Source organism: Nitrosopumilus sp. (assembly GCF_025699255.1).
Classification (GTDB): Archaea; Thermoproteota; Nitrososphaeria; order Nitrososphaerales; family Nitrosopumilaceae; genus Nitrosopumilus.
The window spans coordinates 122,820-136,172 of the sequence record NZ_JAILWA010000003.1 but is presented as its reverse complement, the minus strand read 5'-3'; the positions used below and the strand labels follow the sequence as shown (position 1 = coordinate 136,172).

General features: G+C 30.6%; 20 protein-coding genes and 2 tRNA genes. 12 read left to right on the top strand and 10 right to left on the bottom strand.

Features of this window, described 5'->3' with window-relative positions:
- Nucleotides 1-4 precede the first annotated feature (4 nt).
- Nucleotides 5-78 (bottom strand) — tRNA-Val (locus K5781_RS04620).
- A 69-nt stretch (nt 79-147) separates the two neighbouring features.
- Between K5781_RS04620 and bluB the strand changes: the two genes are divergently transcribed.
- The 3 genes from bluB to K5781_RS04605 all read left to right on the top strand — a co-directional run bounded on the left by bluB (nt 148) and on the right by K5781_RS04605 (nt 1,557).
- Nucleotides 148-858 carry a 5,6-dimethylbenzimidazole synthase gene (gene bluB / locus K5781_RS04615; protein ID WP_297441234.1) on the top strand — a complete coding sequence of 237 codons (711 nt, stop codon included), beginning with the start codon at nt 148-150 and terminating at the stop codon, nt 856-858.
- A 24-nt stretch (nt 859-882) separates the two neighbouring features.
- Nucleotides 883-975: transfer RNA gene (locus tag K5781_RS04610), tRNA-Arg, on the top strand.
- Nucleotides 976-1,026: 51 nt separating this feature from the next.
- A complete protein-coding gene (locus tag K5781_RS04605; RefSeq protein WP_297441232.1) occupies nt 1,027-1,557 on the top strand; it encodes an NADPH-dependent FMN reductase in 531 nt (176 codons plus the stop codon).
- Nucleotides 1,558-2,072: 515 nt separating this feature from the next.
- Here the strand turns inward: K5781_RS04605 and K5781_RS04600 are convergent.
- Together K5781_RS04600 and K5781_RS04595 are read right to left on the bottom strand one after the other, a co-directional pair.
- On the bottom strand, nt 2,073-2,546 hold the full coding sequence (locus tag K5781_RS04600) for a hypothetical protein (RefSeq protein WP_297441230.1): 474 nt from the start codon (nt 2,544-2,546) through the stop codon (nt 2,073-2,075).
- 82 nt (nt 2,547-2,628) lie between these two features.
- Complete coding sequence (locus tag K5781_RS04595) at nt 2,629-2,859, bottom strand: hypothetical protein (RefSeq protein WP_297441228.1); 231 nt, start codon at nt 2,857-2,859, stop codon at nt 2,629-2,631.
- Between the two features lie 241 nt (nt 2,860-3,100).
- Here K5781_RS04595 and K5781_RS04590 point away from each other — a divergent pair, with 241 nt between their 5' ends.
- Both K5781_RS04590 and K5781_RS04585 read left to right on the top strand, forming a co-directional pair.
- Nucleotides 3,101-3,577 (top strand): peptidylprolyl isomerase, encoded by a 477-nt coding sequence (locus K5781_RS04590; RefSeq protein ID WP_297441226.1) that lies wholly within the window; start codon nt 3,101-3,103, stop codon nt 3,575-3,577.
- The gene (locus tag K5781_RS04585) at nt 3,578-4,471 is read left to right on the top strand and encodes a hypothetical protein (protein ID WP_297441224.1); all 894 of its coding nucleotides are present in this window, start codon (nt 3,578-3,580) and stop codon (nt 4,469-4,471) included. It abuts the gene before it with no gap.
- Here K5781_RS04585 and K5781_RS04580 read toward each other — a convergent pair.
- Nucleotides 4,458-4,613 (bottom strand): hypothetical protein, encoded by a 156-nt coding sequence (locus K5781_RS04580; protein WP_297441222.1) that lies wholly within the window; start codon nt 4,611-4,613, stop codon nt 4,458-4,460. The genes K5781_RS04585 and K5781_RS04580 overlap by 14 nt on opposite strands.
- A 47-nt stretch (nt 4,614-4,660) precedes the next feature.
- Between K5781_RS04580 and K5781_RS04575 the strand changes: the two genes are divergently transcribed.
- Entirely contained in the window at nt 4,661-4,852 is a 192-nt protein-coding gene (locus K5781_RS04575; protein WP_297441220.1) for a hypothetical protein, read from the top strand.
- On the opposite strand, the gene K5781_RS04570 is transcribed toward K5781_RS04575, so the two are convergent.
- Complete coding sequence (locus tag K5781_RS04570; protein ID WP_297441218.1) at nt 4,845-5,330, bottom strand: hypothetical protein; 486 nt, start codon at nt 5,328-5,330, stop codon at nt 4,845-4,847. The two genes, K5781_RS04575 and K5781_RS04570, sit on opposite strands and share 8 nt — an antisense overlap.
- Nucleotides 5,331-5,460: 130 nt before the next feature.
- Here K5781_RS04570 and K5781_RS04565 point away from each other — a divergent pair, with 130 nt between their 5' ends.
- From K5781_RS04565 to K5781_RS04555, 3 genes are read left to right on the top strand one after another with little or no spacing between them, the layout of a single operon-like run.
- Nucleotides 5,461-5,910, top strand: coding sequence for a hypothetical protein (locus K5781_RS04565; RefSeq protein ID WP_297441216.1), 450 nt, complete (start codon nt 5,461-5,463; stop codon nt 5,908-5,910).
- 11 nt (nt 5,911-5,921) lie between these two features.
- The gene (locus K5781_RS04560) at nt 5,922-6,815 is read left to right on the top strand and encodes a PfkB family carbohydrate kinase (protein ID WP_297441214.1); all 894 of its coding nucleotides are present in this window, start codon (nt 5,922-5,924) and stop codon (nt 6,813-6,815) included.
- A gap of 39 nt (nt 6,816-6,854) precedes the next feature.
- Nucleotides 6,855-7,205 carry a dUTPase gene (locus K5781_RS04555; protein WP_297441212.1) on the top strand — a complete coding sequence of 117 codons (351 nt, stop codon included), beginning with the start codon at nt 6,855-6,857 and terminating at the stop codon, nt 7,203-7,205.
- Between the two features lie 4 nt (nt 7,206-7,209).
- On the opposite strand, the gene K5781_RS04550 is transcribed toward K5781_RS04555, so the two are convergent.
- Nucleotides 7,210-7,677, bottom strand: a complete 468-nt coding sequence (locus K5781_RS04550; RefSeq protein WP_297441211.1) for a tetrahydromethanopterin S-methyltransferase subunit A — start codon at nt 7,675-7,677, stop codon at nt 7,210-7,212.
- A complete protein-coding gene (locus K5781_RS04545) occupies nt 7,674-8,756 on the bottom strand; it encodes a DegT/DnrJ/EryC1/StrS family aminotransferase (RefSeq protein ID WP_297441209.1) in 1,083 nt (360 codons plus the stop codon). Before K5781_RS04545 ends, K5781_RS04550 begins: the two co-directional genes overlap by 4 nt.
- Before the next feature lie 82 nt (nt 8,757-8,838).
- On the opposite strand from K5781_RS04545, the gene K5781_RS04540 reads away from it, so the two are divergent.
- Both K5781_RS04540 and K5781_RS04535 read left to right on the top strand, forming a co-directional pair.
- Entirely contained in the window at nt 8,839-9,402 is a 564-nt protein-coding gene (locus K5781_RS04540) for a hypothetical protein (protein WP_297441207.1), read from the top strand.
- 75 nt (nt 9,403-9,477) lie between these two features.
- Nucleotides 9,478-9,666 (top strand): C2H2-type zinc finger protein, encoded by a 189-nt coding sequence (locus K5781_RS04535; RefSeq protein ID WP_297441495.1) that lies wholly within the window; start codon nt 9,478-9,480, stop codon nt 9,664-9,666.
- Nucleotides 9,667-9,669: 3 nt separating this feature from the next.
- Here the strand turns inward: K5781_RS04535 and K5781_RS04530 are convergent, their stop codons facing one another.
- Entirely contained in the window at nt 9,670-9,879 is a 210-nt protein-coding gene (locus K5781_RS04530; protein ID WP_297441205.1) for a hypothetical protein, read from the bottom strand.
- A 94-nt stretch (nt 9,880-9,973) separates the two neighbouring features.
- Between K5781_RS04530 and K5781_RS04525 the strand changes: the two genes are divergently transcribed.
- Nucleotides 9,974-11,017, top strand: coding sequence for a tyrosine--tRNA ligase (locus K5781_RS04525; RefSeq protein ID WP_297441204.1), 1,044 nt, complete (start codon nt 9,974-9,976; stop codon nt 11,015-11,017).
- On the opposite strand, the gene cobJ is transcribed toward K5781_RS04525, so the two are convergent.
- A complete protein-coding gene (gene cobJ / locus K5781_RS04520; protein WP_297441202.1) occupies nt 11,014-11,808 on the bottom strand; it encodes a precorrin-3B C(17)-methyltransferase in 795 nt (264 codons plus the stop codon). The genes K5781_RS04525 and cobJ overlap by 4 nt on opposite strands.
- 44 nt (nt 11,809-11,852) lie before the next feature.
- Nucleotides 11,853-13,316, bottom strand: a complete 1,464-nt coding sequence (locus K5781_RS04515; protein ID WP_297441200.1) for a hypothetical protein — start codon at nt 13,314-13,316, stop codon at nt 11,853-11,855.
- Nucleotides 13,317-13,353 lie beyond the last annotated feature (37 nt).

Here is a 13,353-nt window from a genome sequence, read left to right as displayed (position 1 = left end):
AAAGTGGGCCTAATGAGATTCGAACTCATGATCACCGCCATGTCGAGGCGGTATCCTAACCAGCTAGACTACAGGCCCATTGAAAAATAAATCAAATAATTGACATTATTAACGTTTAACAAAAGAAAGAATGGAGGTACAAAAGAGATGACAGAAAATTTTACTGATGAAGAAAAAAGAGGGTTCTATAAGGCAATATATTCAAGAAGAGATGTACGTTCTCATTTTACTTCAAGGCCCATAGAAGATGATATTTTATCAAAAATTCTTCATGCTGCACATCATGCACCATCTGTAGGATTTTCTCAACCATGGAATTTTATTTTAATAAAAGATATCAATACAAAAAAGAAAATTAAAGAAAGTTTCGAGGAAGAAAAAAATCGTTCATCACAATTAATTGAAGAGCCAAAGAAATCAAAATATCTTTCATTCAAACTTGAAGGAATTCTAGAATCGCCAGTAAATCTTTGTGTAACATATGATCCTACAAAATTTGGTCCATTTGTAATTGGAAGATCTAGTATTCCTGAAGCAGGGCTTTACAGTGTTTGTTGTGCAATCCAAAACTTATGGTTATCTGCACGAACTGAAGGAATAGGTTTAGGATGGGTAAGTATTCTGTCTAATGAAACATTAAAAGAAACTTTAGATTTGCCTGAACATGTCGTTCCTGTTGCATATCTATGCTTAGGGTATGTAGATGATTTTGCAGAAAAACCAGATCTTGAAACTAAAGGCTGGTTGCCAAGACTTGAATTGAAAGATGTAATTTATTTTGAAAAATGGAATAATAAAGAAAATAAAAATTGGGAAAAAATTCAAAAACTAATCAAAGATAATCTTGATTACGCTTAAATAATTAAGAATGTTTTTTTTGCTGGGCTTGTAGCGCAGAGTCAATTTGACGCGCAACATGGATAGCGCAGTAGCCTCCTAAGTTACAGGTCGAGGGATCGAAGCCCTCCAAGCCCGTTTAATTTTAGATGAACGGAAATTTAAATACAAAGACAAAGGGTTGAAGACATGAAAGTTGTTATAATTTCTGGAAGTCCAAGAAAAAATGCAAATACACAAATTTTGATGAAATATGTTTTTGAATATACAAAAACAAAAAATCAAGAAACAAAATTGATCAATCTTTCTAATAATGAAATAGAGTACTATAGAGGTCCAGATATAGACTATGATGAAACAACGAAAACTGCTGCCAATGATATCATGGAAGCAGATGTATGGTTAATTGGTTCACCAATTTACAATTCATTTTTTAGTTCAGCACTAAAAAATCTGTTTGAATATGTAAATTATAAAAAAACGCCGGGTAAAGTTGCAGGAATAACAATTTTGGGAGCAGGAAATATTAGCTTTGTAAATGTACAAACCCTAATCACACAATTAATGTCATATTTCAGGGTTATTACAAATCCAAAAGCTGTATTTTTAACCACAGAATCGATATCAGAGAATTCCATAATAGATGAGAATGCCAAAAATAGACTAAAAGAAATGGTTGATGAAACTTTAGAACTTGCTTCTAAAGTACAACAAAATTAGCCTCAAAATTATCATTAATTAAATTTTTAATTTGAATTAAAAATAATTAGAATAATTAACCTTAGTTAAAACAAGGTAATTTTACAATCAGATTTTGGAAAAAGAAATTTGAATTGCTAAATAAGTAAAAATTAAATTTTTTATGAAATTAAAAATCACAAGACTTGATGTTTTGTGAATAATTCAAACAAATCATTTATTATGAAAAATTTTTGGGTTTCTTTAAAATAAATTTATTTCATCGTGTAGATGATTCCAAAATGAGTAAAAAATTTTTAATAAATTATAAAATTACATGTTTGTTCATTTCTTCAAATTTAGAACAACAGAGATGGTTTTGACAATGTTGAAAATGTAAAAATCAAATAGTACTATATTCTAGAAACGATAATTATGAGTTTGAAAAAAGATCCTACTGAATTGTGTTCATGTAAATGTCATTTTGGGGGGGCAGTTAGTTGTCCAAGTTGTAAAGAAAATCATGGTGAAATATGCTGCCATTGTAATGATTGAATCTATTTTTTCTTAGTTTTACTTTTAGATGCTAACATTTTGAGATTAGCTAATTCAGTTTTTAATGATTCAATTTGAACAAGAGTTTCTAGATTTGAAATTTCTTGATTTAATCTTTCAATTTCACTATCTTTTAGTTTAACAGATTCTTTTAGATTACTTAGTTCAAGACTTAGTTCATTTTGTACTTGTTTAATTTCTGAAAGACTCACTTGTGAACCTGTAGTTACTTGAACAGTTTGTGTACTACTCAAGCTTTTTTTTTCACTGTGAGTTGGTGCATGATTATGCATGTAATCAGTACTTTTTTGTGAAATCCAACATGTGAATGTTAAGAACCAAGTAATTGGAACTGCCATTATGAAGACAAAGTTCAAAATTGGTGCAAAGTCAACAAAGTAAGGCCAAAGTCCAGTCAAGACGGCTGCAAAAACTCCGGTTACTATAGTGGCTAAATGGTTACCAAGATATCCCATAATTGTTTGAAAATTTCATTATTTATAACAGTAATGCTAAAAATCACAAAATAATATAATTAAAAAGAAAAAAGAGCCGAGTTTATTCGTCTTCTTCAGAGGTAGTAGTTGCTTTTGGCATGTCGGATTGTAAGATCTGAATTTTTTGCAATAGTTCAGTTCGTAGATCTCTTGCAACTCTTCTTACAGTTGGTCTTGGAACACCAAGTTCATCAACTACTTTGGTGTAGATATCCTGTTTGTCGGTAACCCCTTTGTCAAGATAAGAATTAATCGCTTCTTTAATTATCGTGCTTTGGTTTGTACGATTCAACGAATTCTAAATTTTAATTGTTCTATATAAGACTATAACTTTTGGAATTCTAAAATTGTCATATCGTATAATTTCAGATTGAGTTATGGTAAAATAAAAAATTACAAAGTCTACAAGATAAAATTTCTAACGAATAACGTACTGAACATTATGAATTTTTCAATATTGTTAAAATATCTATAGGAATTCTCTGATTGATTTTCACAAAAGACTATTAAGATGTATTTGTAGATTCAACCTATTGACTACAGTAAATATTGAAACTAATCTAGGGAAAATTTCATTTAATCTCCTACCTGAATTAGCTCCAGAAACTGTAAGAAATTTTGAAAAACTAGCAAAAGATGGATTTTATGATGGAACTCTTTTTCACAGAGTGATTCCAGGATTTATGATTCAGGGCGGCGATCCAAATACAAAAACTGACAATAAAGGTTCATGGGGAATGGGAGGACCGGGTTATAACATAAAGGCTGAATTTAACTCCAGATCTCATTTACGAGGCATAGTTTCTATGGCTAGATCACAAGATCCTGACAGTGCAGGTTCACAATTTTTCATTGTTACCTCTGATAGTCCATTTTTAGATAGACAGTATACTGTATTTGGCGAAGTTTCTGAAGGAATGGATGTTGCAGATAAAATTGTAAATCTTGATAGAGATGGTAATGATTGTCCATTAGAAAAAGCACAAATGACTCGTGTTACTGTGGAATAAATGAGTAGTAAAATTTTCATTTTTATAATTATTTCATTAACACTTGTAATTCCTTATGGATACGCTCAAGAATTTACTTTTGGAGATAAAGCAAATCAAAAATTAGTTTTAGTAGAAGTCAATGGTGGAGATTTGCATGTAAAACATATTGTAAGTTCGTCTCATTTACCACAACAATTAGATCTAATAGACGGTACAGTTGAAAATCTAATAATTACTGATGAAGATGGTGAAGAACAACTACCATCAATAATAGGTGAAAATGACGGAGTTTTAATTCTTCCAACAGATAAAGATTCTATAATAGAATATGACTTGAAAGACATTATTTTATTAAAAGATAATATTTGGACATTAGATTTTCGATATTTAGAAACAACAAATTTTATACTACCAGAAAAACTCAACATGGTTTTTGTAAATGAAAGACCAGTATACCTAGAAGAGAAAAAAGGATTTACTTGTCATGGATGTCAAATGATTTTAGAATATATGCTTGATCAACCAACAAATATTGTAAATGTGAATTGGGAAGAAAAAGAATTTTTTGTAGAGTTCAAAACTTTTGCAGAGATAGAAAATTTTGAATTTAATCAACCAACAAAAGAAATCACTTTTGATATGAATAACAATAATCAGTTTGTTACAACTGTAATACCTTTAGAATTACTATGGGGACCATATGCAATATTTTTGAATGATGAAAAAGTTGTTTTTTATGATTACTTCAATAATGGAACTCATGTTTGGATTGATATGAAACCAGATACTATAGGTAAAATTTCAATTATTGGGACTACAGTTGTACCTGAATTTCCAATAATTGCTCCATTGGCTATTGGATTTTTGATAATTATGATGGTTCCACTAATGAAAAGAATTAATCTCCACTAGATCCACAAGAACAAAAACCATATTCATCTATACGAACATTACAAACTGCACATTTTTCTCCATAATCCACTTCCCAAGGTTCCTTTCCAAACATCTTAAAATGATCATCAATTTCTATTGGAATCTCTCTTTTCTTTCCCAATGATTTGTATAGTCATTGCAACTATACATACATTGTCGAGTATAATCATGAAAATTGAATGCGGTTGCCATTGTATAAAATGTAAAAGCACAGATCTAGAATCAAGTAGAATTGGAGAAATTGAAAAAGATGGATATTTTGACATGCATCATACATGCAATCAATGCAAAACACATTTTGATCATTTAGATGGAGAGATATTTTCAGATTGTGAAAAATGTGATTATTTTTCTAGTTAGCAACTAATTGTTCGTGAATAAAATAGTGTGTTCTATTATCTTCAGAATTTTTCATAATTTCTTTATTTGATGCCATTTTTGCCAAGGCTTTTGAGACATCCAAAGGACTTGCTGCCCAACCATATTCCCTTAGTTGTTGAACAGTTTCAGTAACAGTTCTTGGTGAATCAAAAAATCTGCTTGTCTCTAAAATTCTTAATTTTGATTTAATTTCATGTGTAGCAATGTATTTTGGTTCATTAAATTCTGGTTCATATGCTTCAGCGTCATCTAAATATTCTAACCCAAACTGTGCCGGCTGCTCAATTTGAGTTGGAGTTTGATTATTGTCGGTTTCATATACTATTTTTGCTTGGTTTTCAGGTAAATGATTAGAAAGATCATCTATAATTTCACCTAATGTTTGATTATCAACATAAAAATCTCTAGAGTCAACCTCAATTTCGTTTTCTCCTATTTTGAGTTTAATTCTAGCCATTGACAAATTATCATTTAATTTTGATTTATTCTGTTAGCTCTAAGGAGCTTTAAGAGTAGATCAAAACTTTTACACAATTTATAGTGATTTTTTTCTTGATAGGTTAAATGTAAATTTGTAAAAACTAGTCATGAAATCATCTAAAAAGGCAGGTCTGATTGTTTTATTTGTACTAGGCATGAGTATCTTTGGTTATTCACAATATGCTTCTGCTTCCCAAATTGGTGTCAGTATCAGTCAGAGTGAATTATTAGATGAGAATGATGAAGGTTCAAACTATAATGTGGAATTGAAATTTGAAAACCCTTCATTGTTAATATTATCAGCTGGTGAAACTGAATTCTTTGTAATTTCTAATGATGAAATTGTTGGGAAAGGGGCTCTAGAATCATTTACTTTACAACCATTAGACAGTAGTTTTGTAAAAGGAACTTTTCACACAGATATTAATTCGGATGAAATACAATCAATAAAGATTTCAGGTATAACAAAATATGATATGTTAATTACATCAATAGATGTTCCATTTGTATACTATCCAACAGATGAACAAGCAAGAGAATTTATACATCAAAATTAATTTCTCATCTGATGCTTACTGTTTTTGGATCTACAGCATTAGATACAATTAGAACTCCAAAAAAAACATTAAAGAATGTTTTAGGAGGTGCAGCAACCTTTGCGGCCATTTCAGCTAGTAATTTTGTTGATACAGGACTTATTGCAGTAGTAGGAAATGATTTTCCTAAAGAACATCATAAAATTTTATCAAAATATCTTGATTTAGAGGGACTAACAATCAAAAAGGGAAAAACATTTCGTTATGATGGAAAATATGATGATACATTAAGTACTAGATCAACATTAAAAACGGAATTAAATGTATTAGGTGATTTTAAAGCAGGTGTTCCTGAGGCTTATAAAAAATCTCAGTTTGTATATCTTGCAAACAATGATCCAGAACAAAATACTTCATTAATTAAAGAATTTGATAAAGTAAAATTTTCAATGTGTGATACAATAGATTTTTGGATCTCTACAAAACGTGAGGCTGTTATTAAAATGATAAAAGCTGTTGATGCAGTAGTCATAAATGATGAAGAAGCTAAACTTCTAACCAAAGAATTCAATCTGATAAAATGTGCAAAAAAAATGATGCAATGGGGAGCCAAATATGTAATAATTAAAAAAGGCGAGCATGGTTCTTTGATGTTTTATGACGATGTAATTTTTCCAACAGCAGGATTTTCATTAGAGGATGTGGTTGATCCTACTGGTGCCGGGGATTCTTTTGCAGGTGCAATGATAGGTTATCTAGCAAGCAAAAGATCCACTAAATTATCAGATATTAAAAAAGCTGTTGTATATGGAAATGTTTTAGGTTCCTTTGCAGTTGAACGATATGGATTAGAGGGTTTGTTAAAAATAAAAAATGGTGATATTACAAAACGTGTAAAGATGTACGAAAAAATGATTCGTTTCTAAAAAGACTTAAGTTCAATAATTTCTCAAATCAATTTATCATTGTCACAAGAAACATCTGAAAAAGATCGATTAGATACAATTTTCAAGTTGCAACAAGGTCTATCAGACATGATGAAGTTGGATAGATATCCAAAAGATACCGAAGGAAGAGTTTCTGCATTGTGTACAGCAATCATGCATGAAGCAGTGGAATTACAAAGAACTACAAATTGGAAATGGTGGAAAACTCCAGTTGAATTTAATGAATCAGAAGCAAGAGAAGAATTGATTGACATTTGGCATTTTGTAGTACAAGCATCACTAGAACTAAAACTTACTCCTGATGATATTTTAGATGAATACAAGAAGAAAAATGAGATAAATCGTCAAAGACAGCTAAATGGATATTAAATATTCAGATCTGTTTTGAAATTAATTCAAAATTAGTTTCATTTATCATATTTACTAGACTAATATTTTCTTGAAAATATTTAATTTCAGATTTTGTTACTGTAAGAAAAGGATCTGGACTTTTAGAATTTATGATTCTGTTATTTTGATCAATTCCATTTTTGTGTAATTCAAACAAAGAATGTCCAGATTTATGTCCCCAAACCTCTTTTCCACAAACAATGATAATTCTAACTTGAGGATTTCTATTTACATATTTGATAATAGAATCAATTCCTTTATTTTCAGACAATAAACGTCCTGCAATCGATACTTTTTCCATCATTTCAGATTTTGCTATATTTTTCAACAAATCCATGCTTGAAAGTGTGCATATAGCTACAGAAGAGCTTGAATTTCCAACGTAAAATTCTTCAGGTATAGGTAAAATTACCTTACATAATTCACCAATTGCCTCACCTATTGTATTCAAAGCAATTCACGCATAATTTTTGCAATATATTCAATATTCTTTAGAGAAACTTTTGGATGTACAGGTAAAGACAAAACATGTTTTGATGCCCAATCAGTATTTGATAATTTTAGTTTAGTTTGATAAAAAGGAATTTTGTGAATGGGTATTGGGTAATAAACAGCTGCACCAATTCCTTTGGAATTTAATTTTTTAAGAATCATGTCTCTATTTTTTGTAGCAATAGTATAAAGTGCCCAATTCAGTTTTTCATTTTTTCTTTCTAATGGGATTTGTATTTTAAGATTTGATAATAGTTCTGATAACAATTTTGCATTTTTTCTTCTAGTTTCGATAAACTTTGGTAATTTTTTAATTTGAATTTTGGCAATTGCAGCATTGATTTCTGGAAGTCTTAGATTTAATCCAAATATTTGCGAATCATAACCTTTTATCATTCCATGATTTCTTATCATAAGTAATTTCTCATGAAGTTTTTTGTTATGTGTAACTATAACACCCCCCTCTCCGGATGTCATTACTTTTCCAGGATACAAACTATAACATCCAAGTTCAAAAAATGTTCCAGAATGTTTACCTTTCAAAGTAGAACCAAGAGATTGTGCAGCATCTTCTACAATTGATATATTATGTTTTTTTGCAATTTCACCAATTTGATCTAAATTTGATAAATTTCCATACAAATGAACAGGCATTATTGCTTTTGTTTTTTTAGTAATTTTTTTTTCTATAGATTTAGGGTCAATTGTATAATTTTCTTTTAGAATATCTGCAAATACAGGTTTTGCACCAGTAGATGCAATTGCGTTTGCACTTGCAACAAATGTAAATGACGGTACAATTACTTCATCACCTCTTTTGATGTCTAATGCAAGAATTGATGCCTGTAGTGCAGATGTTCCAGAATTTACAGAAATAGCATATTTTGATTTAACAAAAGTTCTAAAAAGTTTTTCAAATTCTTGGACATTTTTTCCTCCATCCTTTGAGGCAGAAGTTAATCCTCCAGATTTAACTACAGAAGTAACAGCTGAAAGTTCTTCTTTGCCTAAAATAGGCATATTAATTGGAATTTTCACAAATTTTGTCTTTATTACTACTGTTTAAAGGTGTCAGAACTACACATGAATTTTTATATTTCAAAATTTGGCAAACGGCATCATGAAACCCCGTCATTTAGAAAAATCAGATTCAGGTTACAAAGTCTATCTATACATTTTCTATATTTGCGGATTCATAATGTTAGCATCTTTAGTTTTTGGAGTTTATGTTACCATGATAGAATGGATGGAAAATGGGACCTATGTAATGGGTGAAGCTATTCATAATACAACAATTCCATTTGAAAATTTTGCCAGAGTATCCACGTGGATATTTTTCTCCACCATAATTGGCTGGTACTGTGTTTCAAGAATTGGATGGAGAAGAACAGCTGGAAACAAAATTGTTGGTACTAAGATGGCTTTATTACAATTAATGTTGTTAGGTTTTTCAATAATTACGTTATACGAAGTATTATACAATTTCACAGTATTGAATGCACAAATTACTGCTGGAATAATAGATGGAATTGTTCCAGATATTGACAAGCTGTCAATAGCTTATCCTGATCCTGAAAGACCATGGAATTTAGTATTTGCAACCAAAGTATTCCTTGCAGCATTTATCATCAGTACTCATGCATTTTATCTCAGTATAAAACCCAGAAAAAGCTTAGATGAATAAGAAATATGAAAAAATTATAGATTTTTAGTTAAATTTTTCTAAAAACTATTTCTACTTTGTTTGAATAATAATAACGTGGGATTATTTGGTTCTAACAAAAATGATTTGAAATGTAAAAAATGTGGAACAGTTCTTCCTGATTCTGATAGATTAAAGAAACATCAAGAAAAAGCTCACAATAAGAAAAAAGAAAAATGCAGAGCATGTGGTGCTGAATTTGATTATTCAGAGGATTTAAGAAAACACAAAAAGAATTGTAAATAAAAATTATTCAGATAACCCAGATTCATATTTTGGCTGTCTTTTCAAGGCTTTCTCTATAGAGTTAAGGTTAGATATTTCATTTTTAGAATTCATTGTTAAAGTTTTGACCATTTCTGAGCCCAATTGCACCGATTGTTCTGGCAATGTTTCTAGAAATTTTTCTAGGGCTTTTCTATAGTTTTCAATTAATTCTAATCCTTCTTCAAGTGTCATGAAGAGTTTTAATTTATCTCATATTCAAACCTTCTAAATTAAAACCAAATTTTTGAATAACTTTATACGTTTACCACTCGAAAGTTGTTTTGATTTGGACATTACTGAAAAAGTAGACTTGATTCAAAGGCCACCGACAGAAGAAATCGTAACAAATGAGGAATTAATTGAATTATTTAAAACAAATTCATCACCAAATCATTACATAGGATTAGAAATTTCTGGATTTCTACATCTTGGTAGTTTAATCAGTACTGGTTTCAAGATTAATGATTTTGTAAGAGCTGGAGTAAAATGTAAAATATTTCTTGCAGATTGGCATACTTTGATTAATGACAAACTCGGCGGTGATTGGGAAACAATTGCAAAAGTTTCAAAATATTATCAAGATGCATTCAAATTAGTTTGTCCTGATGCTGAAATAATTCTTGGATCTAAATTATATGAAGAAAAAGCAGAATATTGGTCTGAGCTTGTTAAATTTACCAAACACATGTCAATTGCAAGAACAATGAGAACATTAACTATAATGGGTAGATCAGAAGATGATAAAAAAATTGATGTGGCAAAATTACTTTATCCTGCGATGCAAGCAGTTGATATTCATTCATTAGATGTTGATATTACACATGCTGGAATGGATCAAAGAAAAATACACATGCTTGTAAGAGAAATATTTCCAAAAATGAAATGGAAAGTTCCAGTTGCAGTTCATCACAAACTATTACCAGGACTTTCAAAACCTGCAGATTCTAGTGATAAAATAATAGGGAAAATGAGTAAATCAGATCCAAACTCAGGGATATTTATTCACAATACTGATGATGAAATTAAGAAGAAAATCAGTAAAGCATGGTGTGAAGAAGCTAACATAGAAAATAATCCACTTTTGGAGATATCAAAATCAGTAATCTTTCATGAATTTAAAGAAATGAGAGTAGAACGACCTGAAAAATTTGGAGGAAATATCTCATATACAGATTATATTCAATTGGAAAAAGATTTTGCTGAAAGAAAATTACATCCAGGAGATTTGAAACAGACAGTTGGAAATTATTTGGTAAAAATAGTTTCTCCAGTTAGAGACAAGTTGAATCTTAGTGAAGAATTAAACGATGCAATAAAGAAAAGTTTCTAAACTTTAAGATTAGGATTTGTTTGTTCTTCTAAATTATATTTTGATTTGTATCCACGTGGATTAATCATTAAATCTTTGTAAGTATATGTAGAAGAATTTCCTATAATTACTGTACTAATCATTCCTAATTGTTCTGAATAGTTAGGTAAATTTTCTAAATCAGTCATTACAATAGTTTCAGACTCTCTAAATGCACCTTTAATAATTGCAACAGGAGTAGTAGGTTTTCTATATTTTAAAAGAACTTTTCTTGTATCTTGTAATTGATGAATTCTTTTCTTACTTGCAGGATTGTAAATTACAATTACAAAATCACCTTGTGCTGCAGATTCTACTCTCTTTGAAATAATTTCCCATGGTACTAGTAAATCACTCATACTAACTACAGCAAAATCTGTCATTAGAGGAGAGCCGATGATTGATGCACAAGAATTTAGAGCAGACACACCAGGGACAATTTCAACTTGTAGATCATCTTTTGGACTCCATCCAGATTCAGCAAGTGTTTCATAAATTAAGCCAGCCATTCCATAAATTCCAGGATCACCGCTTGAAACAAGTGAAACTATTTTTCCAGATTTAGCAAGATCAATACATTGATGAGCTCTTTCTACTTCTTGTGTCATTGCATAGCGATGAACAGTTTTGCCTTCAATTAGATCCTGAACCAAGTTTACATAAGTTTCATATCCTACAATCGTATCACTTTCTCCAATTACCTCTTTGGCTCGAAATGTCATATGGTCATGATGACCTGGTCCAACACCAACAATGTACAGTTTACCAGTCAATTTGAAAAGAAATTTTTTATCAAGTAATTTATCCCTTTAGAGAACTATTGGAATGGATCTATGAATGGACAATTAACAATATGATCACTGTTTGTTGGTCGTGCAATGCTTACAGATAGTAATTGATCTGAACGAAATGAATCAATATCAGATTTTGTTTCTAGAATTTTTGCAGAATCGGGATTATTCCATTCAACCAGATAAATTCTCCACATAGGACTATAGTTTTCATCACCAAGAGCGGCTGCGGCAATTCCTGGTTGAAATCCTAATGGACCAGATCCAATAATTCCATTCTTAAATTGGAATAGATCAACTGCTCCTGAATTAGTAATGAGGCTAGCTGAACTTGGTGAAGAAACAACTCCCATAGATTCAGCAGGACCTGAAGGTGTTGCATCAGTTACAATATAGTAAATTGTTTGACCATCAGGGCCCCAACCTCTGTGAGCAACAAATGTTACTGTCATTTCTTCTTCATTAATTTCAGTAATTTGACCACCTCCATATGACATATCATCTGTAATTTCTTTATCTGCACGAACAATCATTTGTCCATCTGGCCAAGTAATGTGAGGTGTGTTTATGATAACTCCTGTTTCATTAAATTCAATTCTTCCACCTTTTTCTGCGGCAATTACATCTTCAGCAGATTGAAATTCAATTTCTTTTTGACCTTTCTTCCAAGTAACTTCAATTACCGAACTCAAAGCGCTATATTTTGATTCTTGTGATGGAGTGTTTGAAATTACTTCATCTTGAAATCCATAGATTCCATCACCTTTAACACCATTTTTGAAAATGAATAATTTTTGTAAAGCGTTTTCTGATACTTTGGAGAGAGATGGTGCAATCTCAACATTCCATTGTTGTTTTTCTGAAATTGATTTTGCATAATCCTCATCACTACTATCAGTTATAATGTATAAGACTTGATTACCATTATAGATTCCTTTATGCATTGGAATTGTAGCTGGAACATGTGTCCTTGATAGTAATGATTTTGGATCTTCCTTTTCTAATTCAATTTTTTGCATGATTACTTCTGTGGGTTGACCTCTTATCCAGCCATCAACACTTACTGTTGTAGTAAATTCTTTAGAATTTGGTGAATGTAAGGCTAGAGCAGCTCCTGTAAATTCAAACGAACCTGAATTTTTTTGTAAATCTATTAGAGATAAACCATAGATTGTTTTTCCATCTACAGTCCATGTTGGTTGACCTTTAGATTCTTGGGAATTGATTTCATGCAGAACTACAATTTGAACAGGTTCGCTAGATGTAAAAGTCATTGAACCATCATAGATTGTTCCTTCATTAGGGGACAAAATTAGTGCTAGTTGATGATTTTGATGTCCTTGACCTGGATCTTGTGAAGATGTTATAGTTTCAGTGAAGTGAATTTTTTTCCTTGAACCTGCATCAACTAATTGCTCAGAAGTTGTAGATATGAAAATTATTCCAATTGCAAAGATTCCAATTATCAATAAAGCAGAAAGTTTTTTCAATATTTATTCTTCAAATTGTTCCCTTAAATGATTTATC